Raw genomic sequence first — 26898 nt, forward strand, 5'->3', positions numbered from 1 at the left:
CGCCCGGCCAAGGGGCCGGGCGCAGTGGGGTCAGTGGCTGGGAGCCTTGTCACCCCTCGTCTTCCAGAGCGAGTAAAGTACGCCGCCGATCAGCAGGCCGAGGGTCACGCTCAAGGAGATGACCGGAGGAATCTTGCCGATGAAGCCCACCAGGAAGATCTTGCCGCCGATGAACACCAGCACCAGGGCCAGGGCGTACTTCAGGTAGGCGAAGCGGTGGATCAGCGCCGCCAGGGCGAAGTACAGGGCCCGCAGACCGAGGATGGCGAAGATGTTGGAGGTGTAGACGATGAACGGGTCCTGGGTGATGGCGAAGATCGCCGGGACGCTGTCCACCGCGAACACCAGATCCGCCAGCTCGATCAGCACCAGGGCCAGCAGCAGCGGCGTCCCCCAGAGCACGACACGGCCGCTGGCGTCCGGCTGGCGGACGAAGAAGCGCTGGCCGTGGAGTTCGTCGGTAATCCGCATGTGACGTCGCAGGAAGCGCACGAAGCGGTTCTCCGCCAGGTTCGGCTCATCGTCCACCTTGGCGAACAGCATCTTCACGCCGGTGATGACCAGGAACACGCCGAACACGTAGAGGATCCAGCTGAACTCATGGATCAGTGCGGCGCCCAGGGCGATCATCACGCCACGCAGCACGATCACGCCCATGATTCCCCAGAACAGCACCTTGTGCTGGTACTGCCGCGGGATGGCCAGGAAGCTGAAGATCATCGCCATCAGGAACACGTTGTCCATCGACAGCGACTTCTCGATCAGGAAGCCGGTGACGTAGTCCATGCTCGCGTCAGCGCCTTTCTGGTGCCAGACCCAGAGGCCGAACAGCAGGCCTGCGGTGATGTAGCCGGCAGAAAGCATCAGGCTTTCCTTCACACCGATCTCGCGCTCCTTGCGATGGAGCACGCCGAGGTCGAAGGCCAGCAGGGAGGCGACTACGGCGATGAAGACCAGCCAGAGCCAGGTTGAGGTGCCGAGGAAGTCGGCGAAGAGAAACGAATCTAGGGCAGTCACGAGCCCCTCCTTTCAGTCGAATTGAACCAACTATGACTCCGACATGGCGGCGCTAACCGTCAGAGGGGCCCGGCGTCATGGCGGCGAGGATACGGGCCGCCTCATACCCACTCAAGCTGGCCTTTTTGCAAATTGTGTACGCCGCCGACAGGCGTCACGGTCGATACATTTCTTAACTTGCGCCTGGGATGGCGTGCGTGGAATAGTCGACCAAGCAAGTGCTTGGTTGTCCCCGATTCACAAGAATAAGAAGGAGGAGGCCCTGTGGCTGATGCAGTCCGTTTGCCGCTCGACATGTTCTTCGAGCGTGAAGCACGTCATCCCAACAAGCGTTACCTGGTGCAGCCCATGGCGGGCGGCCAGGTGGAGGAGCTGACCTGGGGCGATGTCGGCGACCAGGCGCGACGCGCCGCCAGTTGGCTCAGGGGGCGCGACCTCCCCCCGGGCAGCCGCATCGCGATCATTTCCAAGAACTGTGCCCACTGGATCGTGGCCGACCTGGCGATCTGGATGGCCGGGCACGTTTCGGTGCCCCTGTACCCCAACCTCACCGGCGAGTCCGTCCGCCAGGTACTGGAACACTCCGAAAGCGCCCTGGCGTTCATTGGCAAGCTGGACGACTGGCCGGCCATGAGCGGCGGGATTCCCGAGGGTGTGGCCACCATCGCGCTGCCCATCCACCCCGAGGGCACCTTCGACTACGCCTGGTCGGACCTGCTGGATTCGACTCCCATCCGCGACAATCCCCGCACCCGTCCCGAGCAGCTCGCCACCATCATCTACACCTCCGGCACCACCGGTACGCCAAAGGGCGTCATGCAGGGCTTCGGCAACTTCGCCTTCGCCGCCGAGCATGGCGTGCAGCTGTTCAACACCGGCGAGAGCGATCGCCTGCTGTCCTACCTGCCGCTGTGCCACGTGGCCGAGCGGATGTTTGTCGAGATGGCTTCCCTCTATGCCGGGCAGACGGTGTTCTTCGCCGAAAGCCTCGACACCTTCCTCCGCGACCTGCGCCGCGCGCGGCCCACGGCGATCTTCGGTGTGCCGCGCATCTGGACCAAGTTCCAGATGGGCGTTTTCGAGAAGATGCCCGCCCAGAAGCTGGACCGCCTGCTGTGCCTGCCACTGATCGGCCGCTTCATCGGGCGCAAGGTTCTCGCCGGCCTGGGGCTCGATGCCGTGCGCGTCGCCCTGTGCGGCGCGGCCCCGGTGCCCGAGGCGCTGCTGCACTGGTACAAGCGCCTGGGCCTGGACGTGCTGGAGGTCTACGGCATGACCGAGAACTGCGGCTATTCCCATGTCTGCCGCCCCGGTGAGCAGAAGACCGGCTGGATCGGCCGCAACAGCCCCGGCGTCGAAGTGCGCATCAGCGAGGAAGGGGAGGTCCAGGTCCGCAGCGGCGCCACCATGCAGGGTTACTACAAGGACCCGGAACGCACCGCCGAGACCATCACCCCCGACGGCTTCCTGCGCACCGGCGACAAGGGCGAACAGGACGCCGACGGCAACCTGCGGCTCACCGGCCGCATCAAGGAGATCTTCAAGACCAGCAAGGGCAAGTACGTCGCCCCCGCACCCATCGAGAACCGCCTGGCCGTGCACACCCGCATCGAGCAGGTGTGCGTGGTGGGGGACGGCCTGCCGCAGCCGATGGCCCTCTGCGTGCTCTCCGAGGTGGGGCGCCAGGAGGCCGGCAACGGCACCCGTGAACAGCTGGAAGGCAGCCTCCGGGCCCTGCTCGACGAGGTCAACCAGGCGCTGGACAAGCACGAGCGCCTGCTCGGCCTGGTGCTGGTGAAGGATGTCTGGGCGGTGGACAACGGCTTCCTCACGCCGACCCTGAAGATCAAGCGCAACGTCGTCGAAGGCACCTACGGGCCGCGTTTCCCCGAGTGGATCGAGCGTCGCGAAACGGTGCTCTGGCACGACTGAAGTCCGCGCCGGTCACCCCGGCGCCCACCTAAAAAGGAGTCGACATGAGCCTGTGGCGCGAAACCCCCGATCTGGACCGCCTCAACGCCACCCTGCGCAACACCATCGGCGAGGTGCTGGACATCCGCTTCGAAGCTTTCGACGAGGGCTCGATCACCGCCAGCATGGTGGTGGACGGCCGTACCCACCAACCCTACGGGCTGCTCCACGGCGGCGCGTCCGTGGTGCTGGCCGAAACCCTCGGCTCCACCGCCGCCTACCTGTGCATCGACACCAGCCGCTTCTATTGCGTAGGGCTGGAAGTGAACGCCAACCACCTGCGCGGTCTGCGCAGCGGCAGGGTCACTGCGGTTGCCCGGCCGGTGCACCTGGGGCGCTCCACCCATGTGTGGGACATCCGCCTCAGCGGCGACGATGGCAAGCCCAGCTGCATCTCGCGGCTGACCATGGCCATCGTGCCCCTGGGGGAGGAGCCGCCGCGCAGCTGATGTGTAAAAGAAAGGGGCCGCTTCAGCGGCCCCTTTTCATTCATGCCAGGTCCAGCCAGATCGGCGCGTGGTCGGAGGGTTTCTCCATGCCGCGCAGGTCGTAGTCGATCCCGGCATCGCGCAGGCGCGCCTGCAGCGGCTGGCTGGCGAGGATCACGTCGATGCGCAGGCCGCGCTTGGGAGTGTCCTCGAAACCGCGACTGCGGTAGTCGAACCAGCTGAAGCGATCGTTCACCTCGGGGTGGAGGTGGCGGAAGCTGTCCACCAGGCCCCAGCCTTTCAGGGTGGCCAGCCACTCGCGCTCTTCCGGCAGGAAGCTGCACTTGCCGGTCTTCAGCCAGCGCTTGCGGTTCTCCTCGCCGATGCCGATGTCGCAATCTTCCGGCGAGATGTTGATGTCGCCCATCACCACCAGCGGTTGGGAGGGGGCGAAGCGGCTTTCCAGCAGCGCCTGCAGGTCGGCGTAGAAGCGTTGCTTGGCCGGGAACTTCACCGGGTGATCGCGGCTCTCGCCCTGGGGGAAGTAGCCGTTCATCACCGTCACCGGGTTGCCCTGTTCGTCAGCGAAGGTGCCGTAGATGAAGCGGCGCTGGGCGTCCTCGTCATCCCCCGGGAAGCCCTTGTGCAACTCCAGCGGCGCCTGGCGCGACAGCAGCGCCACGCCGTAGTGGCCCTTCTGCCCGTGGTAGTGGACGTGGTAGCCGAGCTGGCGGATCTCCGCTTCCGGGAACTGCTCGTCGGCCACCTTGGTCTCCTGCAGGCCGATCACGTCGGGCTGGTGCTTGGCGATCAGCGCCTCCAGCTGGTGGGGGCGGGCGCGCAGGCCGTTGATGTTGAACGAAACGATCTTCATGGGGGGCAGCCATCCGGAAAAAGTATCGAATCCTAGCCCAACGCCCGCCGGGCCTGCCAGCACATGGCGGCGGGGCAGGGGGGCTGCTAGCTTTTCAGCCAGCCGTGGCAACTGCCCATCGCGGCGACCATAACCAGAACAACGAGGACACCGTGCATGCCCGGATACGTCACCCAAGCGCCGGTCGAAGTGCGCCTGCTCGACCGCGGCTACAGCCGCGAGGCCCGTTCGCTGCTCTACCACGCCTACCGGCACGAGCCCACCTACGCCTATCTGCTGGATGCCAACCGACCCGGCTATGACCAGCGCGTGCGCGCCACGGTGCGGGAGCTGGTCAAGCAGCACTTCATCGAGGAGCTGCCGGCCATCGGCCTGCTGATCGAAGAGCGCCTGGTGGGCATCGCCCTCATCGCCCCGCCCCAGCGCCGGCTGGACATCACCGAAAGCTGGGGCTGGCGCCTGCGCATGTTGCTGACCACCGGCCTGGGCTGCACCCGGCGCTTCCTCGAATACCACGAGGCGGTGCTCGCCTGCCTGCCGCCCGGCCCTTACCACGTGCTGCCGTTGCTCGGTATCCACCCGGAGTTCCAGGGGCGCCAGCTGGGCGAGCGACTGCTCCAGGCGCTGCACGAATGGTGCGCCGAAGACGCCGGCTCGCAAGGTGTGGTGCTGGATACCGGCAACCCGCGCTACCTCGACTTCTACCAGCGCCAGGGCTACCAGTTGCTCGGTGAGGTCGCCGTCGGGCCGGTGCTGGAGCGGGTCTTCTTCCACCCCAACCCTGCCCAGGCGCTGGAAGGCGTTGGCGTGAGCGCCTGAGCCGCCATGGTTGTCAGCCCGACACATCGCGCCATGAAATCCTCGGCCGACGAGGCGTCGGTGACTGAAGAAAGGCAGCGGAACGCCGTGCTAGCATCCCGCGCATGAATGTTCGTCAAGGAATGCGCGGCCTAATGGCACTCGCGCTGTCGGCCCTGTGCCCGCTCGCGCTGGCCAAGGCCTCGCTGGAAGTGAAGGTGTCCCCGGCCAATGCCGAGCTGAAGGCCAATATCGAAGCCTTCATCGGCAGCCTGGGGGATCGAGATGAAACCGCCCTGCGTCGTTTCCGCCGTGCCGCCGAGGAGCAGGCGCGCCAGGCGGCGCAGGCGCTCGGCTACTACCAGGCGGAGATCGACAGCCAGGTACGCCCCGGCAAGGACCCGGTCCTGCAACTGGACGTGCAGCCGGGCGAGCCCGTCCGCCTGCGCCAGGTGACGGTGCGGGTGGAAGGCGAGGCCGCCGGCCTCAAGGCCTTCAAGGTGCCGAAAAGCAAGGCCCTGGCCCCGGGCGAGCCGCTCAACCACGGGATCTACGAAGACGCCAAGAAACTCATCCAGAGCCAGGCCCTGCGCTATGGCTTCTTCGATGGCCGCTTCCGCTCCCAGCGGCTGGACATCGACCCCCGTGCCGGTGTCGCCGATATCGAACTGATCTACGACAGCGGGCCGCGCTACGCACTTGGCCGGGTCGCCTTCGACGGCGACACCCCCTTCGATCCCGACCTGCTGGCGCGCTTGGTGCCGTTCCCACCCAACACACCCTACGACGCCGACCAGGTCGCCAAGCTCAGCCAGAACCTCCAGGCCAGCGGCTACTTCGAGGAAGTGCGGGTGGACGCCCAGCCCGAGCCCGGTGCTGGCCGGCTGATCCCGGTGAAGGTGCGTCTCGGTGCCGTCAAACCCCGCACCCTGGGCCTGGGCGTCGGCTTCTCTACCGACGTCGGTCCCCGTGCCCGGGCCAACTGGACCCGCCACTGGATCAACCCCCAAGGCCACCGCCTCGGGGCAGAAAGCGAAATCTCCACAGCACGGCAGAGCGTCGGCACCTGGTACGAAATCCCCCTCGACCCGCCGCTGACCGACAGCCTGCGCTTCACCAGCGGCTTCCAGCGCGAACAACTCACCGACGTCGAAAGCCGCCGTTTCACCCTGGGCAGCCAATGGCAGTCCAAGCTGCCGGACGACTGGCAGCGGGTCGTCTCCCTGCGCTGGGAGCAGGAGATCTACGACTTCGGCGACGGCAGCCCCAACGGGCGCAGCAGCTTCCTCATCCCCGGCATCGGCTACAGCGTCACCCGCAGCGACAACCGCCTCGACCCCAACCAGGGCTACCACCTGCAACTGGACGTGCGCGCCGCCAAGGAAGGCGTGCTGTCCGACGCCGACATGACCTACGCCAGCGCCATGGCCAAGGGGCTCTACACCCTGCCGGGCGGCCATCGCCTGCTGGGCCGGGTCCAGGCCGGCGGCATCGCCACCACCGATTACGGCGCCATCCCGCCCTCGCTGCGCTTCTTCGCCGGCGGTGACCAGAGCGTGCGGGGCTATGACTACCAGACGCTCTCCCCGGAGGACCGCCAGGGTAACAAGGTCGGCGGCCGCTACATGGTGGTGGGCAGCGCCGAATACCAGTACCCCATCGCCGAGCGCTGGCGCATCGCGGCTTTCGTCGACCGTGGCAACGCCGTCAACAACCTCAAGGACAAGCTCAAGACCGGCGCCGGTATCGGCGTGCGCTGGGTCTCCCCGGTCGGGCCCATCCGCCTCGACCTGGCCAAGGCCCTGGATGATCCCGGCGGCTTCCGCATTCACTTCTCCATGGGGCCGGAACTGTGAGGCGCGTGGTCAAGGGGGCGTTGCTCGCCCTGGGGCTCGGCCTGGGTGGCGTGGGAGCGATCGGAGCCTGGCTGCTGGGTAGCGAGAGCGGCGCACGCTGGGCACTGGGCCTGGTGCCGGGGTTGGCGGTGGAGGGTTTCAGCGGCCACCTGGGCGGCCAATGGCAGGCACAGCGTGTGGTGTGGCGCCAGGGCGAAAGCGTGGTCGAGGTCACGGCCCCGCGCCTGGACTGGCAGCCCGGCTGCTTGCTGGGCATGACGCTGTGCATCGACCAACTGGCCGCCGACGAGGTGGCCCTGTCGTTCCCGGGGGAGGGCGGCAGCACTGACGAAGGCCCCGTCCGCCTGCCCGCCCTCGCGCTGCCGGTCGGCATCCGCCTGGGCGAGGCTCGCCTGGGGCGCCTCAGCCTGGATGGCGAGGCGTTGCTGGCCAATCTCCAGCTTCGCGCCACCTGGCTGGCGGACGGGCTCACCCTGGAACGTGTCAGCCTTCGTCGTGACGACCTCGCGTTGGACCTGCAAGGGCACCTTGCCCCCAGTGGGGATTGGCCGCTGGAAGCCACCGGCACCCTCGGTTTGCCGGCCCCAGGCGGCCAGGCCTGGTCGCTGGCGTTGCACGCCAAGGGCGACCTGCAAGGGCAACTGACCGTCCAGGCCGACAGCACCGGTTACCTGCAGGGCCGCCTGGAAGGCGAACTGCAGCCCCTGGCCGACCACCTCCCAGCCTCCGCCACGCTGAAGGTGGACGCCTTCAAGGCCTCGGCGGACCTGCCCGACACCCTGCAATTACAGCGGCTCACCCTCCAGGCCCGGGGCGACCTGGCGCAGGGCTACGCGGTCCAGGGGAACGCCAGCCTGCCGGGCGAGGGCGGTGACGTACGCCTTGACCTGGCCGGCCGTGTGGACGCCAAGGGGGCGGACCTCAAGCAACTGGCCCTGATGGCTGCGCCGGAGCAGACGCTCTACCTGAACGGACGGATCGACTGGCAACAGGCCCTGGCCCTGGATGCCCGCATTGCCTGGCGTGACTTCCCCTGGCGCCGGCTGTATCCCGCGATCGACGAGCCGCCTGTCAGCCTGCAGCACCTCGACGGCCAGGTGCAGTACCTCGACGGCCACTACCACGGGCAATTCGATGCCGCCCTGAAGGGGCCGGCCGGTGACTTCACCCTCGCCAGCCCGCTCAAGGGGGACCTGGGCCAGGTGGAGCTGGCCGACCTGCGCCTGACCGCTGGCCAGGGCAAGGCCCAGGGGCGCGTCCAGGTGGGCTTCGCCAGCGCAGTGGATTGGGACGCCCAACTCGCCCTCAAGGACCTCGACCCCGCCTACTGGGTCGCCGAACTGCCCGGTCGCCTGGCCGGCAACCTCGCCAGCCAGGGGCGCATGGCGGATCGCCTCGCCCTCACGGCGGACCTCGACCTCAAGGGCCAGTTGCGCGGCCAGCCCGCCGTGCTCCTGGCCAAGGCCCGTGGCGAAGGGCAGCGCTGGACGCTGGAGCAGGTCCAGGCACGCCTGGGCGACAATCGCATCGACGGCCAGGGCCGCCTGGAGGAGCGCCTCGATGGCCGGCTGGACATCGCCCTCAATCGACTCGGTCAGCTCTGGCCCGGCCTGTTCGGCAGCCTCAAGGGGCGCCTCGACCTCGCCGGCAGCCTTGACGCGCCCCAGGGCCAACTGGCCCTCGATGGCCAGCGGATCGGCCTCGGTCCCCAGCGCCTGCGTCAATTGCGCCTCCAGGCCAGGCTGGATGCCCGGCAGAACGGCACCCTGCAACTCGATGCCGACGACCTAGAATCCGGCGAGCGCGCCCTGGGTGACCTGCGCCTGACCGGCTCGGGCACGCTCCAGCGGCAGCAGGCCGAGCTGAGCCTGAAGGGCCCCGACCTGGGGCTTGGCCTGGCCCTCGACGGGCAACTGAAGGACGGCGACTGGCGCGGCCGCCTCAGCCGTGGCGACGTGCGGCTAGGCACCCAGGACTGGCGCCTGGAACAGGCCGCCTCGCTGCAGCGCCTGGCCGACGGCCGCCTGGACCTGGGCGCCCATTGCTGGCGTTCCGGCGAAGCCAGCCTCTGCGCCGGCCAGCAGCGCCTCATGCCCGAACCCAACCTGGACTACCGCCTGCGGGACTTCCCCCTGGCCAGCCTGGCGCCCTGGCTGCCGGACGACTTCGCCTGGCAGGGGCAGCTGGACGGCGACCTGCGGCTGCAACTGCCATCCACCGGCCCCAGCGGCCGCATCCTGCTGGATGCCGGCAGCGGTGTGCTGCGGGTGCGGGAGGAGGGGGCCAAGGGCCAATGGCTGGATTTCCCCTACCAGAGCCTGCGCCTGGAGAGCAGCCTGCGCCCGCAGCGGGTGGACAGCCGCCTGCTGTTCGAAGGCGGCAAGCTCGGACGCCTGCGCCTGGACGCCCGCATCGACCCGCGCCCGACCCGCAAGCCGCTGCAGGGTGACTTCCAGCTGGAGGGCCTGGACCTCGCCGTGCTGCGACCCTTCGCCCGGGGCGTGGAGGAACTGGAAGGGCGCCTCGATGGCAGCGGCACCCTCGGCGGCACCCTGCTGGCACCCAACGTGATCGGGCAGGTGCGCCTGGGCGGAGGCCGCCTGGCCGGTGGCGAGCTGCCCACGCGGATCGAAGACCTCACGCTGGATGCACGCATCGCCGGCGAGCGGGTCGAGCTGTCCGGCACCTGGAGCGGTGGCGAAAAGGGGCAGGGCAGCCTGGGCGGCAGCGTCGCCTGGAGCCAGGGCCTGGATGTGGACCTGGCCCTGCGCGGCAACAGCCTGCCGGTGGTGGTGGAGCCTTATGCCAACCTCGACGTCGATCCCGACCTGCGGGTGCGCATGGCGGAGGGCCGGTTGGCACTGTCCGGCACCGTGCGCGTCCCCCGGGGCACCATCAAGATCCGTGAACTGCCGCCCCAGGCCGTGCGGGTCTCGTCGGATGCCCACCTTGTGGGCGAGCAGGACGAGGAAGCTCCGCTGCAACTGGCCATGGACGTCAACGTCGAAGTGGGCCAGGAACGGCTCAGCTTCAGCGGTTTCGGCCTGACCGCCGACCTCGCCGGGCACCTCAAGGTCGGCGACAACCTGGCCGCGCGCGGCGAACTGAACCTGAAGAACGGCCGCTACCGTGCCTACGGCCAGCGCCTCGACCTGCGCCGCGCGCGATTGCTGTTCGCCGGCCCGCTGGACCAGCCCTATCTGGACGTGGAAGCAGTGCGCAAGATCGGCGACGTCACCGCCGGCATCCGCCTCAATGGCCGTGCCGACGAGCCGACCACCCAGGTGTTCTCCACCCCGGCCATGAGCCAGGAACAGGCGCTGTCCTACCTGGTACTGGGGCGCCCCCTGGAGCGCGGCAGCGACGGCAACGCCCTGGGTCAGGCCGCCCTGGCGCTGGGCTTGTCCGGCAGTTCTTCGTTGACCAGCGACCTGGCGCAGAAGCTCGGCCTCAAGGACTTCCAGATCGGCGACGACGGCGCCACCGGCGTGCTCACCGACCGCCTCAGCATCCGCTATGGCCTCGGCGTACTGGAACCCACCAGCGTGGTGGCGCTGCGCTACGAACTGACCCGGCGCCTCTACCTGGAGGCCGCCAGCGGCCTGGCCAGCTCGCTGGACCTGTTCTACAAGCGGGACTTCTAGCAGGCAGCCGTGATCGAGGTTTCGGCCGGAAGCCCAGGCTTGAGTCCCCTGGCTTCCCGTGCCGCTGCAAGCGCAACGGCGGGCCTTCCAGGCGACTGACGGTGCTGTTCGGGGCGCCGGCATGGCCTCAGAATCCCGTCATCTTCCCCCGTTGACGTGCGAGGTCGCCGTGGACGTTTCCGCCAGCTCCATCTCCGACGCCAGTGCCGCCCAGCTCGCCATGAAGGTGCAGGTCTCGGTGCTGAAGAAGTCCGTCGACCTGCAGTCCCAGAGTGCCCTGGCATTGCTGGAGGCGCTGCCCGTACCGGTGAGCAACAGCAATCCGCCGAACCTGGGCAACGTCATCGACGTCACCGCCTGAACCTCGGCAGCTTCCCTCTCTTTACTCCTGGCCGGCGGTCTCGCTGCAGGTGCGGTCGCGCCCGGCCTGCTTGGCACGGTAGAGCGCCCGGTCGGCGCGGGCGATGAGGCTGTGCAGGGTGTCTCCGGGGCGCAGTTCGGACAGTCCGATGCTCACGGTCACCGCTGTCTCGCCACCGTCGAAGTGATGGTGCGCCTCGGCAACCCGCTCCCGCAGCTTCTCCGCCAGCTGCAATGCCGTGGCACTGCCGGTGTCCTTGAGCAGCAGGATGAACTCCTCACCGCCCCAGCGGCAGAGAATGTCCGCCTGGCGCACGCCCGCTCGCAGGTTCTCGGCAAAGCCCTGCAGCACCTGGTCACCGGCCAGGTGACCGTGGGTGTCGTTGAGTTCCTTGAAGTGGTCCAGGTCCAGCAGCAGCGCGGTCAGCGGACGCTGGTCACGCAGTGATTCCTGCAGCGCCTGGCCCGCCAGCAGGTCGAAGCCGCGACGGTTGGGCAACCCGGTGAGGCTGTCGGTGGTGGCCAGCGCGGCGATGCGGTCGCGGTAGCGGCGCACCATCAGGTACAGCAGCACCAGTACCACCAGGGTCACCGCCAGGCTGATGCCCAGGTTGAGATAGAGCACGTTGCGCACCGGCGACAGGGCGCCTTCTTCGGTCTTGTCGACGAACAGGTACCAGTCCAGCTCAGGGATGAAGCGGGCATTGAGGTAATGCTCGCCGTCGGGGGCGTGGTACTGGTGGTTGCCACCGCGCTGGTGCAGCACCGCCCGTACCACCGGGGCCAGGCCGGGCAGTTCCCCGAGGCCCTGGCCCACGCGGCTGCCTTCCGGCCCGCCCTGGGCGCTGGTGAGCACCACGCGGCCGGTGGTGTCGGTGAAGTAGATGGTCCGCTGGTAGCGCTGCTGGTACTCGTCGATCAGCTTCACCACTGCGTCCACCGTCAGGCCCACGCCAGTGGCACCGAGGAAGCGGCCGTCGTAGTCCAGCACCTTGTAGTTGATGAAGATGGTCAGCCGGTCCTGGTTGGCCATGTCCACGTCGACGTTGATCTCGTAGGGCGTCTCCATGTCCCGCACGCGGTAGTACCAGACGTCCCGGGGCTCGTCCGGCGAAACCTTCTTCAGTACGCCCCGTGACTGGTAGTAGGTGCCGGTGCGCTCGGAAATGAAGAAGCTGGTAAAGGCGCCGTAATGCTCCTGGACTTCGCGCAGGTAGCGGGTCATGCGTTCCGGGTCCTGCTCGCCCTGCATGGCCCAGTCCCGCAGGAAGGTGTCGCGGCTCATCATCGAGGAGATCAGGATGGGCCGCACCAGGTCTTTCTGGATCTCGGAATAGACGTTGTCCGAGGTCAGCGGCAGCTCCGTGTTGACGATGCCGTCACGGATCGACTCGAGGGAGGCGTAGTAGCTGACCAGCGATGTGACGGTGAAGCCACAGGTCAGCAGGAGAACGAGCAGGGCAACGAGGAAGCGCTGGTTACGCAAGCGGGGCAGGTGGGCTGACATCGGAGCGTCCTGGGGCAAGTGGCCACATGCTAGCCACTTGCCCCGCCCGCGTCATCCGCGGCGTTCAGCGCAGCAGGCTGACATCCTCGATCCAGGGTTCCAGGCGCTTGCCGTAGGCCACTTTCAGGCGCATCGGCTTGATCGGCTCGTCGTAGGCGCCCACCAGTCGCTCCTCCACCTGCTGGCGCCAGCGATAAGGCACCTGCAGCGCATCCACCTCCAGTCGGCTCACCCGGGCCTGCAGGCGCGGCGGTGTCTGGTTGTGGTCGTACCAGGCGTAGAGGCGTGCCTTCACCAGCGCATAGCGCTTGCGGTCCGGGTAGCGCTGGCGCAGGGCTTCCGCATCGCTGCCGGCGGCCACCACGAACAGGCGGCTGGCGCGGTCGCGCTCGTACTCGAACTGGCTGCGGTACGTGGCCTCCAGGGCGGTGTTCTCCTCGTTGCGCTTGCGTGCCAGGGCCTTCGTGGCGTCCTTCAGCCGGGCTTCGGCACGGTCGAGCTCTGCCTTCCAGGCGGGGCCATCCAGTTCGAGCACGGCGTAGGTGCTGCTCTCGTGGGTGTCGTAGTGGCCCTCTTTGCCTTCGAGGGGCAGGCCGATTTCCTCCAGCACGGCACGGTCGAGAAGAATCTCCTGCTCGTCCGCATCCCGAGGCGTGCGCCAGTCCAGGCGCAGGCCGAGCCCGCTGTTCTCGCCGGACCAGCCGAAGTCCGAGTAGTCCCGGCCCAGCTCGCGCTGGGACAGTTCCAGGCGGCTGTCCGGCTTGCCGGCGCGGTTGTACCAGACCCCGGCCAGTGCCAGGCCGTTGGCCACCAGGACCAGGCCGAGGGCAGCGGAAAGGGCGTAGCGATTCAGGCTGTTCATCAGCGGGCACCTCCCTTCAGCCAGCTGCGGCGCAGACGATTCAGCACCACCAGGATGAGCAGGGCGATCAGGCCCAGCAGCAGGAAGAACAGGTACTTCGGCAGCAGGTCCCACCACCAGTCGAAGAGCTTGGTGTAGAGGAAGATCACCAGGAAGGTCAGGCTGCCGTTGATCACCTCCGGCCAGTCACGCCGAGCGCCCAACCAGATGCCGAGGGCCGCGAGGGCGAAGCCGCCGAGCTGGTAGCCACCCTCGATCAGCTCGCTGTCCAGGGGCAGGTAGCTGGAGCGGCCCCAGTTGGCCAGGACCAGCAGGGTCAGGAAGAAGGTGATCAGCCCCACCAGGCGATAGGTCGCGGCGAATCCGCCGAAGCGCACCTGGGACAGCAACTGCGGGACGAGGAATACCGCCACTGCCGCCGGCAGGAAGTTCTCCGGGTGCTCCCCCATGGACAGCCAGTAACCGCCACCCCAGGTGCCCACCCGCGCCGAGATGAATGCCATCAGGCACAGCAGCCCGGCCACCAGCAGCAGGCGAGCATTGCAGGCGTAGGCCAGCAACAGCCCGTAGGCGCCCCAGGCGATGAAGGCCTTGTCCGAAGGGGTGATGTTGAAGATCTGCCCGAGCATCACCAGGTTCAGCACGAAGGCGACGAAGGCCAGCATGGCCGCCAGCTTGCTGAAGTAGCCGGTGCTGTCGCGGCGCCGAACCAGCGCGGTCAGGCCCAGGGTGCCCAGGGTCGCGCCGACCAGGATGGCCACCTGCACGGCTTCACTGAACAACCCCCAGAACTGATAGAAGAAGAACAGCAGGCTCGCGCCCAGGGCCAGCGCCCCCAGCAGCGAGGCGATGCGCATGCCCAGGGACAGGCGACGGGTCTGGGTGTCGTGGTCGATGTCGTAGAGACTGCGCAGGTCGGCCAGTACCTGGCGGTGGTGATCGCCGAGCTGGTCGAGCTGGCCGGGGTCGAGCAGCAGCGCCTGCTCCTCGTGCAGGCGCTCCACCTCCCGGTAGAAAGCCTGGATGTCGTCGGCGCGACGTTGTGCGTCCTCATGGGTGACGGCGGGCATGGCGGGTCCTTGTGCGTGCGGTGCCGCCGAGCACTCTAGGCCCGGCCGGGCAGCCGAGCAATCGGGCCGACGTGAAGTTGAGAAAACCCAGGCGAAATTGGGCGGCAAAAGCCCGATCTTGGCCAATGGGAAGTTCCAAGCTCCCCATAAACGCCGAAGGCGCCGGTCAGGGCGCCTTCAAGCGTGGGATGTTTCAGGCATCGATCTGGCCTCGCGACAGCATTGACTCAGGCGGGATGCGCTCCGGTCCGTGTGGCCTCAGGCGACACGGAAACCGGGGGTGCGGTCGGAACCGTCTTCAGCGACACGGAAACCGGGGGTACGGTCGGAGCCGTCTTCAGCGACGCGGATGCCGGGGGTGCGGTCGGAGCCGTCTTCAGCAACGCGGAAACCGGGGGTGCGGTCGGAGCCGTCTTCGGCGACACGGATGCCGGGGGTGCGGTCGGAGCCATCTTCGGCAACGCGGAAGCCGGGAGTGCGGTCGGAGCCGTCTTCGGCCACGCGGAAGCCCGGGGTGCGATCAGAGCCGTTCTCGGCGACCGGCGGGTTCACGGCGCGTTCGGCACCAGCGGTCAGGAGCGAGTCCTGCTGGGTTTGTTGGGGCAGGGCGAAGGCACTGGCGGTAGCGGTCAGGCTGACGGCGAACAGGCTGGCAAGGATGCGCATTTTCATGATGGGTTCCTCGTGGAAGTGGGGTTGAAAGTGAACACGAGGGCAATGTTAGAGAAATAAAATCGATAAAAAAGTGGAGATGGTCAATGGTGACCATCGATTTCATTGATAGTGCTTAATTTATTCAATAAAAACAGTAAGTTATGTGTAATTTTTGGCTCTATTAGAACGCCTTAAACCTTATGTAAAACACTCTTGCGTGAAATCATAACAATCGAATAATTCGATTAAATGGCCGGAAATATCCTGAAACACGCCATCGATAGCAGGCTCATGTTCGGATCATTGAACGTCTGGCGCCGCCCGCAAGCACGCGGCATCCAGCGGGTGGTGACGGGGAGGCTGGCCGGGCCAGAGCGCTGCGCGCATGCAGGCAGCCGCCGGGCGTCCTGCTAGGCTATGGGCCTTTTCCTACCAATGGATGGCCCCATGTCCAGCGAGATCGAAACGCCCTTCACCCACGAGCCCCTGAGCGCCGTCGAGGTCCGCCTGCTCGGCAGCCTGATCGAGAAGCAGGCCACCACCCCCGAGTCCTACCCGCTGACCCTCAACGCCCTGGTGCTGGCCAGCAACCAGAAGACCAGCCGCGAACCGGTGATGAACCTCACCGCCGGCCAGGTGGGGCAGGGCATGCGCACCCTCGAAGGGCGTGGCCTGGCCCGCCTGGTGATGGGCAGCCGCGCCGACCGCTGGGAGCAGCGCGCCGACAAGACCCTGGAGCTGGTCCAGCCGCAGCTCATCCTGCTTGGCCTGTTGCTGCTGCGCGGCCCGCAGACCCTCGGCGAACTGCTCACCCGCAGCGGCCGCATGCACGAATTCGACGACCTGGACCAGGTCCGCCACCACCTCGACCGCCTCGCCGCCCGTGGCCTGGCCACCGTACTGCCGCGCCAGAGCGGCCAGCGTGAGGAGCGCTTCATGCACCTGCTGGGCGAGGCGGCCGACCTGGAAGCGCTGCTCGCCACCCGGCAGGACGCCCCCGAGCGCAGCGAATCCCGCGCCGGCCTGGAGAGCCGCGTGGAGCAGCTGGAAGCCCGCATCGCTGAACTGGAAGAGCGCCTTGCACGGCTCGAAGGCCACTGATCCGTCCCCATCACGCAAGCCTTTGTCGCCTGGTGCATATGCCCGCACCGGGCGACCTGCCATTCTTGCGCGCACCCCTGACACAGCCCGAGGTAGCCATGAAGATCAGCGCCGATTTCGACAGCGGCAACATCGAAGTCAAGGACGCCAGCAACCCCCGCCACGTCCTTCTCGCCATGCGCCCCGACCTGCGCAGTCACCACTTCCAGTGGTTCCACTTCAAGGTCGACGGCATGACCCCCGGCAGCCGCCACGACTTCAGCCTGGTCAACGCCGGCCAGTCCGCCTACGCCCACGCCTGGACCGGCTACAACGCCGCCGCCTCCTATGACCAGGTCAACTGGTTCCGCGTGCCCAGCCGCTTCGACGAGAACGGCCTGCACTTCGGCCTGGAGCCCACCCAGTCGCACATCTGGTTCGCCTATTTCGAGCCCTACAGCCGCGCGCGCCACGACGCCCTCATCCGCCAGGCCGTCGAAGCGGCCGGCGCCGAGATCGTCGCCACCGGCAAGAGCCTCGAAGGGCGCGGCATCCCCCTGCTCAAGGTCAGCCGCAACCCCCAGGCCCAGCGCCGCGTCTGGATCATCGCCCAGCAGCACCCCGGCGAGCACATGGCCGAATGGTTCATGGAAGGCATCGTCGAGCGCCTCAAGCAGCACCAGGACCCGGAGCTGGAGCGCCTGCTCGACGCCGCCGACCTCTACCTCGTCCCCAACATGAATCCCGACGGCGCCTACCGTGGCCACCTGCGCACCAACGCCGCCGGCAAGGACCTCAACCGCGCCTGGCAATCGGCCAGCGAAGCGGAGACCCCCGAAGTCCACTTCGTCCAGCAGCAGATGCGCCGCATCGGCGTCGACCTGTTCCTCGACATCCACGGCGACGAGGAAATCCCCCATGTCTTCACCGCCGGCTGCGAGGGCAACCCCGGCTACACCCCGCGCCTCGCCGCCCTGGAAGAAGAGTTCCGCCGCCGCCTCGTCGACATGGGCGCCGAGTTCCAGACCCGCTACGGCTACCCCCGCGACGAGCCCGGCCAGGCCAACATCACCCTGGCCTGCAACGCCGTCGGCCTGGAGTTCGACTGCCTGTCCTTCACCATCGAAATGCCCTTCAAGGACCACGACGACAACCCCGACCCGGAAACCGGCTGGAACGGCAAGCGTTCCATGAAGCTCGGCCAGGACGTGCTCAGCGTCGCCGCCGCCATGGTCCACGGCCTGCGCTGACCCCAAGGCCCTCCCCGGCAACCGGGGAGGGCGTACCAGGCGGAGCCCCGCCGCGTTCAGCCCCGCGCTAGCTCATCTGCACTATTTCGCCCCGCCCCCGGTCGACGCAACATGCCCGGTCCGCCCCCATCAAGGAACGATGCATGAGACTGCCTCGCCTGCTCTCCGCCCTGCCGGCCGCCGTGCTGCTCGCCCTGTCCCTTTCCGGCTGCGTGCCCGAGCCCTACGTTGGCAGCCCCGGCACCATGGACGACCCGCGCTACGCGCAACTGCTGGACGAGATCGACGCCGCCCTCAAGGCCAACAAGGCCGTGGTGCTGGTGGCCGACGTGAACCCCCACAAGACCCTGAACGACGGGTTGGACATGACCCAGTGGACGCCCACGGTGATCTGGCAGAACGAGCAGGACCCGACGATCACCTTCGGCCGCAGGTTCCAGACCAACGAACTGCAGCGGGATCGCAACGCCACCTACCTGTTCAAGGCCTTCGAAGTGCACATCCTGCCGCCCGGCAAGTACCTGCTCACCGGCGGCGACGACTACCAGATCCGTGGCGTGCTCGACGAAATCGGTGCCCGCAGCGGCCCACCTGGCTCCGGCAGCGGCCCCAACGGCACCGCGTACCTGTCCACCGAGCTGTACCGCGAGTACTACCGCGAAGACGTGTGGAAGGACGCCACCTACGGCACCGAAACCAGGAGCCAGGCCGTCTGCACCACCGTGCACATGGCCTCGGGCGCCTGCGTCGCCTGGGGCGAACAGCAATACAGCGAGACCACCCAGCGCTCGGGGGCCGGCTACTACCAGCAGACCGACTCCCGCGACGTCCCCTCCATCAAGGTCCAGTCGCGCCTGCCGGCCGACAAGGCCCTCGCCAGCTTCACCGTCCAGGGCGGGCAACTGCTGCTGGCCCCACGCATGCACCTGCGCACCCCGGGCTACCGATACCAGGCGTCCAAATGCCGGGCCACCGCCCCGGAAAAGGTCGAATGCCCGCTGGAGAACCTCACCGTCTACACCTGGCCCGCGCCCATGGACTTCACCACCTCCCTCATCGCCCAGCGCATCCTCAGTGACAGGCACCAGGCGCTGCTGTCGCGGATCCAGCCCTTGCAGATCACCCCGCTGCGCCAGCAGGGCAAGCAGGACCCCATCTGGGGCGTACCGCTGTCGCTGACCCCGTAGGCACGGCGGGCGCAACGCGAGCGGCCCCTGTAGTCGCTCGCGGGCTCCAGGCGGGCGAGGGGCCTGGTTGCCCCATAGCCGCTCCGAAAGCGCACGGGTGACCGAGTAGCACGCCGCCGAGAAAGCCGCAGGATCGTACAAGCGCATCGCAGCGGCCCTCGCTACCCTCGCAGTTCACCCATCAGCCAGGAGCCGCGTCGTGCACCAGCCGACCCACCCGAGCATCAACCTGCAGCACAAGCTCTCCCTGTTCAGCGAACAGTGGACCCCGAAAGTCATCGCCGAAATGAACGACTACCAGTTCAAGGTCGTGCGCATCGAAGGCGACTTCATCTGGCATTCCCACGCCGACACCGACGAGGCCTTCCTGGTGATCGAAGGCCAGTTGCGCATCGACCTCCGCGACGGCGCCGTCCTGCTCGGCCCCGGCGAGCTGTACGTCGTGCCCAAGGGCGTCGAACACAAGCCCTATGCCGAACGCGAAGTGAAGATGCTGCTCATCGAACCCCGTGGCGTAATCAACACCGGCGAAGAAGGCGGCGAACGCACCGCCCAGAACGACGTCTGGATCTGACCGCCTGCCAGCCCGTCCCGGGCTGAAGCCCGGGCTACCCCCACCATCCAGCGCGCGCAAACGCCCCAATACCGGCCGAGGAGAGGCCTTACCGAAGCGAAGCGGCACGCCTACAATCCAAGCCCAATTCCACGCGGCAAGGAGGCCCGGCATGGGCGACCTCACCTTCACCGGCGGCTGCCTCTGCGGGGCCATCCGTTTCAGCGCGCGCCTTCCCGAGCACGATGTAAGCGTGCACACCTGCTCCTGCCTCACCTGTCAGCGTCATTCCGGCAGCCTCACCCTGTGCTGGATGGAACTGCCCAAGGCCGCCATCACCTGGACCGGCCCCGACGGCGAGCCCGCCCGCTACCGCTCCTCTGCCCAGTCTTCCCGCGCGTTCTGTCGGCACTGCGGCAGCACCCTCGGCGCCCTGGACGACGGCGATACCCTCGGCCTGCTGCTCGGCAGCCTCGACGACAACCACCACCCCGCGCTTGCACCGACCGCTCACGCCTTCGTCGACCGCCGGCCAGCCTGGTGGCACCTGTCGGCCAGCGACGCCTGAGTCTCCAGGGCAAGGCTCACCCCACCCACATACTGCGAAGGATTTCCACCCCATGCAGAGATACAACAAGGAATTTCGGGATGACGTGCTCGGCTTCCTGCTGCGCTACCCCCTGCAGATCGGTACCAAGGGTGAGTGGGGTACGGACATGTTTCTGTTGCGGCTTGATGAACACAAGGTGGCCGAATTTGATATCCGCGCTGGCAGTTCAGGTGTCGAACTGGTGCGTCATCTAAAGCAAGGCACTGAGCCCCAGTCGGGGGCTGAAGCACCTTTGAGGGGGTATTGGGTGGACTACGCCCCTGGTGCTGTTGCGGTCACCAGCATCGCTGAGCGAAGGGCCGACTTCGTCTTCACTTCGATGCTCACAGGGTGCTATATCGCGGTTGGCGCACAACAGGTCGCTCATGTCGCAGCTGATCTGAAGAATGGCAACGGCCTATTCGCAAAGCGCGCTGCATCGGTCGTCAAACTGGACAGTTCCATCGAGGTGGGTTTCGACTCCAGGCTGTCGCTGGATTGGGATGCGGAGAACAACCAATACAAGCAGGATTACCTCGAGTACACCTTCGTGGGTGCATTCGTGGGGGGGTCTGGAGGTGGTACGTCCAGTGCCATACGCGCTTCGGATTCGGAAATGTGAAGCTCTGCAATATCCACTCCGACAGGCCTGCTCCGGCCATGCAACTGGTCGACATGCACTTCGGCTGAAACACCTCGCTCACCCAGTGGCAGCGAACCCATTCGCGATGCGCTCTTAGCCCGGGCTTCAGCCCGGGAGCGAACCTGCACGCACCAACGCCCCACAACCCCCACCACACGGCATGGCACCCGTAGGATGCGGTGAGCTCAGCGAACCGCATCAACCCCAAGCCGCACCGACCGTCCCACCGCCATGCCCAGCTCACACCAAACGGTGGACCGATAAAGCGCGGTCCACCTACGCCCCGCCCACCCGCGTCACCCCGCAACCGCCCGCACCCATCCCACCACCCCAAATGAAAACGGGCCCCGAAGGGCCCGTCTGTCAGCGATTTACCAGGGCGCTTGTCGCCAACTGGCGTCGGTGCGCAATGCCGGCTCGTCGAGGCTGGCGAGGAAGACCGGCAGGTCCTGCCGGTTGATCCAGACATCCCCCTGCCAGCTCAGCACGTTGATCGGCTGGTTGGCCCAGCACATGTAGGCCCGGCGGGGCGCCGCCTCTGCATCCCGGTGGCGGTCGTGCAGCGTCGGCACCACCTGCTCGCTCAGCCACTGGCTGATGGCCCGGTGCTCCGGGTGGTGGAAGCGGTACAGCGCCTGGTAGGCCCCGGCATCGCTGATCACCTCCACCTCCTCACGGGCGCCGGACTGGTGCAGCAGGAACAGCGCCCGCCGGTGGTGCGGGTCCACCCGCTGGGGCAGGCGATAGGGGCGCAGCGCACCGATCAGCCGCGCGAAATCCTCGGCGACGAACCAGGGGCGGTTATCGACCATCACGGCACGGAGTTGGTAGGCGTAGCGCAGAAAAACAACGGGGGTATATGCGTCTTGCATGGTGAAGCTCCTGGCTAGGGTATTGAGAGCAGTCACCTTTCGCTGTCAAACGAAGGGTGACGGACCACGCGGGGTTGACAGACCGGAGCCAGGACCCGGCAGACCGCAAGGGTCTCCCCGCGCGATCCGCCATAGAGCGCTGCAACTGTAAAAGTTGCATACGTGCATGGGCCTGCAAAAAACGTTCGCCGTTTCTCGCATGCACCTGTTGGCGCAATCGCGCCTGGCTAACGGGCTGTCAAACCCGGTCGCGGGATTTACCGCGACCGGCGAAGGATAGGGAGGTGGGACGGGGAGGGCAAGGGTGCTGAATATGAAATGAGGCTGTTTTTTAAACTCCCATTCTCATAAGTTCTCTTTCCGCAATGGTAAGGAGGTCATCGCAAGAAATTTTACAACGAGCTAGCTCTTTGTCTGGTGTCGTTGTGAAATGGGCTTTGTCGTTTCTTACGGGTATTATTGCTGATATTTTATCTTCAAGTTCACGTTTGTCTCTAAACATATCTTTGAATAAGTGCCATGCTTTTTTCGATATAATCAAGTCTTTTAGGTGTCCAAAGTACATGCATGACATTATGTCCCTTTGTTCGCTATTTGAGTATTTGTAGCGCCCCTCGGATTTTGTGGCCATAGTTGTTATTGAGTGCCAAGCTTCTTGTCCAAGTATTTCTTTCATTAGGTCTTCGTGTTTTTCGCTGTATGCGCTCCGGTATTTTATTTTTATTAAATCTCTTAGTGCTAGTTCTGTTTTCTCGATCAGAGGCCAGACCTGCTGCTCAATTTCGCTCTCTGGTTGCTGAGGTGTGATGTTCTCAAAGTAGGACCAGAAAAAAATATTCACTCGCAGTAATGTTTGGTTGCTGTATATTGCAAGGCCCATATATTGAAGCTCTTCTGATACTCTATGTGCTAAGTATGCATCAAAGTTCAAGAGTTTTAGAGATTTTGCGATGCTTTGTATGTCTGCTGATGTGTTCTTTGCGAAGATCTTAGAAAATTCTTTAGTTTCCGGTGTTAGTGAGGATATCCAGTTTTCAAGCAGTCCGCGGTGGTGCCTGAATATTAGATCTTTTGCTTGGTTCTGTTCTTTTTCTGCCCATGGATGCTGTAGAAATTCTTCTAGAGATCTTGCAGTTAATCCTGCATGTCCTCCAGACAGTTGGTGGGTCTCAAAAGATAGCTCTTTAGCAGTGTGCTCAAGAAGGCTTGGGGCTAGCAAGTTAATTAGCTCTAGTATTTCGCTTTGGGTGAGGTTCGTAAGATTTAGCGTCGCAGCCCTGCTTCCGATAGGGGAGGTGTCATCTTGAGAAAAGACATAAAGATGCTGGGCTCCGGAGAAAACCATTGAAATATGGTAGTCGACGCCAGATTTCTCGCCGTATAAAAGTGAAAAGAGATTGTCTTGGAATCCGCGTGGAAATCTATCTCCCAGTACGCGCTTTGACTCATCTAAGAGGAAAATGAACCTCGGTTCTACCTCTCCGCATTGAGCTTTGAGCGCCAATATTCCGGATATAAAGCTATCTAAGTTTATATTGGGTGTGGCTCTTGGTGGTGTTAGGTTGGTTCCAAGAATTTGAAGCTGGCAACTCTCAGTAGCCTTCTCTAATAGCAGATTAAAGAAATCTGGTGGCTCTGCATCATATTTTAATGTGTTTAAATCAATGTAGATGGGTATTTCAATTGAGTCTAATTTGTTGGCGTGGGCTATTCGTTGTGAAAGAAGCTTTCGAGTCTGAAGTAGCAGTGTGGTTTTGCCTGCTTGTCTGCCGCCGAAAAGTAGCACTGCGTTGGTTCTGCGTGTCAAGTCGATCAGAGTCTGACAGGTTTCATTTCTTCCGACAAAGAAAGAAGAGCTTGGAGTGATTCTAGGCATGGTCCATCTCCCCGTTTTTTAACCACCGCAATAGGAATTCCATGGTTAGGGAGATTGTATTGTCTGTTACGGAGACTATTTGATAGCCAATAAGGTGTCTAATGCTTAAAGCTTTGTCGGTGTCGTTTTGTAGGTCTGAGAGCTTCATCTTGCCTCCTGATCTCGCCACCTCCAAACAAACACTAAGCTCTTCAGGGTAGTCTCTCGAAAAGCGCTCTATAATTTCCCTGAAGTCTCGTCCAGCACTGTCTAGATAAGGGCTGATGAGCTCCTCTATCATGCTTAAAGATACGTTTAGCGGTCTATCTGAGTATCTGCGGCAAATGTAACTGCAAAATTGTCTCGTGAAAAAAGGATGCCCGCCGGTAAGCGAATGTATCCGCTCAATGACAGGCTCAGGGAATTTTGTGCCCATTCCGCGCCCAAGTGTATTTATCATCTGAAATGACTCTTGGGGGCCAAGGAGTGGAAGGTAAATTTCTTTGAAGAAATTGAATACTGGATTGTCTCTGCCCGCAAACTGAGCCGCTTCAGCGATAGCAGCATTGGCACCTGTTACGATAGGAACGAAATCTCCGGACTCTTGTGCCACACCTCTAAGGTAGCTGAAGAAATTGAAAAAACCATCAAATCCCTCTTTGCCCGATGCATTTGGAATTATTCTTTCAATCTCATCGAGCATTATTACAACTTTGGGTCGAGGGCTAAGTCTTGAGTCTCTAATTGTGTTTAGTATTTTGTTTAGGTCTGAGTCAAAGGCTGTTGCAACGGGGAATTCGTTAGGGATGTCTAAGTAGTCTGTAAAGTGCCCTCCTAGTCGCCATTGAAGTCCTCTGAATTCAGAGCGTCCTGATCTTTTGTAAAGCTCACTGCTAAGCTTCCAGTAAAGCCATCTTGTGTCGTTTATATCAGCAGGTACGCGTAGTAAGTCCATGTAAATTACTATGTCACCGCCTTCGTTTGCTCTTCTTTCAATCTCTTTTAGTAGGGATGTCTTGCCTACTTTTCTCAAGCCGAATATTCCTGCGGCAGTACCATTTGATATTGCATCTCTGATTTCGTGTAATGGCTTCTCGCGGCCAAAAAAACGTCTACCTGATACTGGAAAATTCTGCGCAAACAAATCTCTTCTAAATAGCCATCTATCAAGTACGTCTCTTAGCGCTGTATTCCCATTTTTTGCGGTTTCGATTTGAGACTGAGTGATTGGGACGATTGCTGGTACGGTGCGCTTTCTATCTTCGAGTCGTTGGTATAATAAGCGCTCGACATGCTCTGATAATGAGGAGACCAAAAGTAAGACTACTTGCTCGTCAACTAGATTTCCTGTGCCCCAAGATGTGATCGCATTGTCTATGCTTTCTATATCGGCTCTGTTTATTTCGGATTTGAATATGCATCTGAGCAAGAGGTTTCCAGAGATTCCATATCCTTCAAGTAGTTCTGAAGATGTTGGTTCAATAATAAAATCAGAGCCCGCAGTTTTTTGTTCGAAAAGAGACGCTCTAATTATGCGAAAGCCTCCGCTGCTGATAAAGCTGTGCGCTAATTCTCCCCTGTGGTGCTGTAGTCTAATTTTTGCAATGCTCATTGCGAGTTTGTCGTCGCGGGGGAAGGTTGCTTGTGAACTGGCTTCAAATGCTTGCTGGGCTCTTTCGTAGTAACGAATTGCCTCAGATAAATCATCGCGGCTTGGGTTTTCTTTCTTTATATAAACTCTCGCTATTGCAAGTTGGAAGCGGCGGGCGCTATCCTGATTTGTATCGTTGCTTAGTTCTAGTCCACGGCGGAGTGTGTCAATTGCTTTGCTGGAATTTCCAATTGATGAATATAGTATTCCAAGGTCTTCAAGTAATTTTATGTTGGTCGGAAATATTCTTAGGCCAGCTTCGTATACTCTGAGGGCTTCTTTTCGACGGTTCCTGTTTTTCTCCATGGCTGCATAGCTTGTTACGAGCTGTACAGAGGGGGTTTCGCTCATTCCTAGCTCATAGAGCCTAACGGCTTCGTCAAATTGTTTGCTGTCTCTCGCAAGAATTGCCTGTGCTAAGTAGTTAGATTTTGTTGTTTCGTTTGTTGTTTTCGAGTTTGCTGAGCTGAATTGTGGTGTTACTTGAAAAGCTTGCAGGCCGCGTGAGGTAACCTGCTTCTGAAATGTGACTGTGAGCCCTATTTCTATTGGTGTTGTGGTGTCGATGAGTTGTGAGAAGTGGAAGAAAATTCTTCCGTCTACGCTGTCTTCAATAAAGCCAAATTTTCTGTCGTGTTTTAAGTTGGATATTTTTCCTTGAGAGAGTCCCGTATCCGATATTGGTTCTCTGGGCTCGTCATGTACATCTATGGCTAAATAGCCTCTTGGTACTAGGGAGAGATGGAATAAAACTCGATCCCCAGGGCTTAGTAGAAGGCTCTGATCTCTTATGGATTTTCGGTGGACGAGTATACTTTCTTCCCCTAGTTCGGGGTCGTCCGGATCTATATATCCGTATCCTGCTTTGTCATCGTATGAAATTACTGTACCGCTATTATAGTTTTCGGACATTCAAAACTCCTTTTTTGAAAATTTGGTAGCTGCTAGTAAAGAAATCAGTCGCGCTCTTTTACAACCCCATTCCTCTCATGCCTATACGCACTCACCGCCTCATACACCGCTTTGCGCAGGCGGTTGATGCCGCCGATGGGGCGGTGTTCGGGGAGGGCGTGCCAGGGGTTGAAGGAGAGGTTGTCGCAGAATTCGTTCTGCTCGCGGCTATCGAAGTCCTGGGCGGGGACCTTGATGGTGGCGACGGTCTGGAACGGGGAGATCTTCTCGCTCCATTCCACGCTGGTGTCCTCGATGGGCATGTAGTGCTGCGGGTTCTGCACCTGCACCTGGAGGGCGAAGCAGGCCGGTACGCGGTCGAGGGAGAGGCGCTGGTAGAGGGCGTTGCGCAGGAAGTTGGGCAGGGCGGTGTTCTGCTTGGGCAGGGTGTATTCGGGGCAGGCCTGAGGGGCGGGGATGACGCGGTACTTGATGTTGGCCTGGCCCAGCTTGTACGGGGAGACGGAGCTGTAGACGGTGTCGGTGGGGCTGTCCGGGGCCGGGGCGAGGGTCTGCAGGGCGATCAGCATGTGGCGGATCTCCCAGGTGCGCGGGTCGAGGCTGGGGAAGAAGGCGCCGACCTTCTGGCCGTTGGCCTGGGCTTCGAAGTTGCTGCGGTACTCGGCCACATCGCGGATGAAGAACACCGGGTGGTTGAACATGACGAAGTCCTGCTCGTTGGCGTGGGCCGGGCTGGGCATGAGCTTCTGGCCGGGCACGTCGAGCAGCTTGATGGCCATGCCGCGTGCGTCGCGGGTGCTGTCGAACTGCGGGTAGGCGTTGCCGTTGGAGAGGCGCATCCAGGCCTGCCAGGTCTTGCCCGGTTCGGCGAGCACGCCGGCGCGCAGGTCGGCGGCCAGGTCGGGCGCCACGGTGACCTCGGCCTTCACGCAGCCGTGGGCCTTGGCGTGGGCGTCCCGCAGGACGCGGGTGTTGTCGCGGTGCTGCTCCACCACGCGCATGGCGTCTTCGATGATGGCGCGGGCATCGGCCGCTTCGGTGGGCGGGATCTGTTCCTCGGTGGAAACGGGGCCGGAGAACTTCCAGCTGTAGTAAAGACTGCCGATGCCCCAGCCGATGAGGCCGACGGCGGCGGTGATGAAGAGGAGCCTGCCGAGCAGGCGTCCGAGCCAGAGCCATAAACGTTTGAGCATGAGCGCTTGGTCCTTGTTGTTGGCTTGCCCGCAGGCGGGTGGTTCTGGGTGGGCGCAGGCCCGCCGGTGGCG

At 63.4% G+C, this 26898-nt stretch carries 22 protein-coding genes; 12 read left to right on the forward strand and 10 right to left on the reverse strand.

Annotation, left to right across the window (positions count from 1 at the left end):
• Window positions 1-30: 30 nt before the first annotated feature.
• Window positions 31-1017 (reverse strand): TerC family protein, encoded by a 987-nt coding sequence (locus FBY21_RS02420; RefSeq protein WP_142008389.1) that lies wholly within the window; start codon window positions 1015-1017, stop codon window positions 31-33.
• Window positions 1018-1281: 264 nt separating this feature from the next.
• On the opposite strand from FBY21_RS02420, the gene FBY21_RS02425 reads away from it, so the two are divergent.
• Together FBY21_RS02425 and FBY21_RS02430 are read left to right on the forward strand one after the other, a co-directional pair.
• Window positions 1282-2949 (forward strand): AMP-binding protein, encoded by a 1668-nt coding sequence (locus tag FBY21_RS02425; protein WP_142008391.1) that lies wholly within the window; start codon window positions 1282-1284, stop codon window positions 2947-2949.
• 44 nt (window positions 2950-2993) lie between these two features.
• A complete protein-coding gene (locus FBY21_RS02430) occupies window positions 2994-3437 on the forward strand; it encodes a hotdog fold thioesterase (protein ID WP_074972519.1) in 444 nt (147 codons plus the stop codon).
• Between the two features lie 40 nt (window positions 3438-3477).
• Here FBY21_RS02430 and xthA read toward each other — a convergent pair whose 3' ends face one another.
• Entirely contained in the window at window positions 3478-4290 is an 813-nt protein-coding gene (gene xthA / locus FBY21_RS02435) for an exodeoxyribonuclease III (protein ID WP_044413974.1), read from the reverse strand.
• Window positions 4291-4446: 156 nt separating this feature from the next.
• On the opposite strand from xthA, the gene FBY21_RS02440 reads away from it, so the two are divergent.
• The 4 genes from FBY21_RS02440 to FBY21_RS02455 all read left to right on the forward strand — a co-directional run bounded on the left by FBY21_RS02440 (window position 4447) and on the right by FBY21_RS02455 (window position 10949).
• Complete coding sequence (locus FBY21_RS02440) at window positions 4447-5109, forward strand: GNAT family N-acetyltransferase (RefSeq protein WP_074972525.1); 663 nt, start codon at window positions 4447-4449, stop codon at window positions 5107-5109.
• 104 nt (window positions 5110-5213) lie between these two features.
• The gene (locus FBY21_RS02445; RefSeq protein ID WP_142008393.1) at window positions 5214-6944 is read left to right on the forward strand and encodes an autotransporter assembly complex protein TamA; all 1731 of its coding nucleotides are present in this window, start codon (window positions 5214-5216) and stop codon (window positions 6942-6944) included.
• Window positions 6941-10588, forward strand: coding sequence for a translocation/assembly module TamB domain-containing protein (locus FBY21_RS02450; protein ID WP_142008394.1), 3648 nt, complete (start codon window positions 6941-6943; stop codon window positions 10586-10588). The genes FBY21_RS02445 and FBY21_RS02450 overlap by 4 nt, the downstream gene beginning before the upstream one ends.
• 169 nt (window positions 10589-10757) lie before the next feature.
• Window positions 10758-10949 (forward strand): YjfB family protein, encoded by a 192-nt coding sequence (locus FBY21_RS02455; protein ID WP_222119512.1) that lies wholly within the window; start codon window positions 10758-10760, stop codon window positions 10947-10949.
• A 21-nt stretch (window positions 10950-10970) separates the two neighbouring features.
• On the opposite strand, the gene FBY21_RS02460 is transcribed toward FBY21_RS02455, so the two are convergent.
• From FBY21_RS02460 to FBY21_RS02475, 4 genes are all read right to left on the reverse strand, one after another.
• Window positions 10971-12455: a sensor domain-containing diguanylate cyclase gene (locus FBY21_RS02460; RefSeq protein ID WP_107330201.1), complete on the reverse strand. Its 1485-nt coding sequence runs from the start codon at window positions 12453-12455 to the stop codon at window positions 10971-10973.
• Between the two features lie 64 nt (window positions 12456-12519).
• Window positions 12520-13317 carry a DUF4824 family protein gene (locus tag FBY21_RS02465; protein ID WP_142008398.1) on the reverse strand — a complete coding sequence of 266 codons (798 nt, stop codon included), beginning with the start codon at window positions 13315-13317 and terminating at the stop codon, window positions 12520-12522.
• A complete protein-coding gene (locus FBY21_RS02470; protein WP_142008399.1) occupies window positions 13317-14387 on the reverse strand; it encodes a DUF2157 domain-containing protein in 1071 nt (356 codons plus the stop codon). The genes FBY21_RS02465 and FBY21_RS02470 overlap by 1 nt, the downstream gene beginning before the upstream one ends.
• A 258-nt stretch (window positions 14388-14645) precedes the next feature.
• On the reverse strand, window positions 14646-15059 hold the full coding sequence (locus FBY21_RS02475; protein WP_142008401.1) for a hypothetical protein: 414 nt from the start codon (window positions 15057-15059) through the stop codon (window positions 14646-14648).
• A 429-nt stretch (window positions 15060-15488) separates the two neighbouring features.
• Between FBY21_RS02475 and FBY21_RS02480 the strand changes: the two genes are divergently transcribed.
• The 6 genes from FBY21_RS02480 to FBY21_RS02505 all read left to right on the forward strand — a co-directional run bounded on the left by FBY21_RS02480 (window position 15489) and on the right by FBY21_RS02505 (window position 20322).
• A complete protein-coding gene (locus tag FBY21_RS02480; RefSeq protein ID WP_044403674.1) occupies window positions 15489-16142 on the forward strand; it encodes a YceH family protein in 654 nt (217 codons plus the stop codon).
• 98 nt (window positions 16143-16240) lie between these two features.
• Window positions 16241-17371, forward strand: a complete 1131-nt coding sequence (locus tag FBY21_RS02485) for a M14-type cytosolic carboxypeptidase (RefSeq protein ID WP_142008403.1) — start codon at window positions 16241-16243, stop codon at window positions 17369-17371.
• 143 nt (window positions 17372-17514) lie between these two features.
• The gene (locus FBY21_RS02490) at window positions 17515-18558 is read left to right on the forward strand and encodes a hypothetical protein (RefSeq protein ID WP_142008405.1); all 1044 of its coding nucleotides are present in this window, start codon (window positions 17515-17517) and stop codon (window positions 18556-18558) included.
• A gap of 199 nt (window positions 18559-18757) precedes the next feature.
• Window positions 18758-19132 (forward strand): cupin domain-containing protein, encoded by a 375-nt coding sequence (locus FBY21_RS02495; RefSeq protein WP_074967896.1) that lies wholly within the window; start codon window positions 18758-18760, stop codon window positions 19130-19132.
• 151 nt (window positions 19133-19283) lie between these two features.
• Entirely contained in the window at window positions 19284-19679 is a 396-nt protein-coding gene (locus tag FBY21_RS02500; RefSeq protein WP_142008407.1) for a GFA family protein, read from the forward strand.
• 52 nt (window positions 19680-19731) lie between these two features.
• Window positions 19732-20322 (forward strand): hypothetical protein, encoded by a 591-nt coding sequence (locus tag FBY21_RS02505; protein ID WP_142008409.1) that lies wholly within the window; start codon window positions 19732-19734, stop codon window positions 20320-20322.
• Window positions 20323-20714: 392 nt separating this feature from the next.
• Here the strand turns inward: FBY21_RS02505 and FBY21_RS02510 are convergent, their stop codons facing one another.
• From FBY21_RS02510 to FBY21_RS02525, 4 genes are all read right to left on the reverse strand, one after another.
• Complete coding sequence (locus tag FBY21_RS02510) at window positions 20715-21215, reverse strand: BRO family protein (protein WP_044407080.1); 501 nt, start codon at window positions 21213-21215, stop codon at window positions 20715-20717.
• Between the two features lie 331 nt (window positions 21216-21546).
• Window positions 21547-23091: a hypothetical protein gene (locus FBY21_RS02515; protein WP_142008411.1), complete on the reverse strand. Its 1545-nt coding sequence runs from the start codon at window positions 23089-23091 to the stop codon at window positions 21547-21549.
• Entirely contained in the window at window positions 23084-25633 is a 2550-nt protein-coding gene (locus FBY21_RS02520) for a cold shock domain-containing protein (RefSeq protein ID WP_142008413.1), read from the reverse strand. Before FBY21_RS02520 ends, FBY21_RS02515 begins: the two co-directional genes overlap by 8 nt.
• Before the next feature lie 44 nt (window positions 25634-25677).
• Window positions 25678-26826, reverse strand: a complete 1149-nt coding sequence (locus FBY21_RS02525) for a catalase family protein (protein WP_142008415.1) — start codon at window positions 26824-26826, stop codon at window positions 25678-25680.
• Window positions 26827-26898 lie beyond the last annotated feature (72 nt).

This window comes from Pseudomonas sp. SLBN-26 (assembly GCF_006715895.1).
GTDB classification, from domain to species: domain Bacteria; phylum Pseudomonadota; class Gammaproteobacteria; order Pseudomonadales; family Pseudomonadaceae; genus Metapseudomonas; species Metapseudomonas otitidis.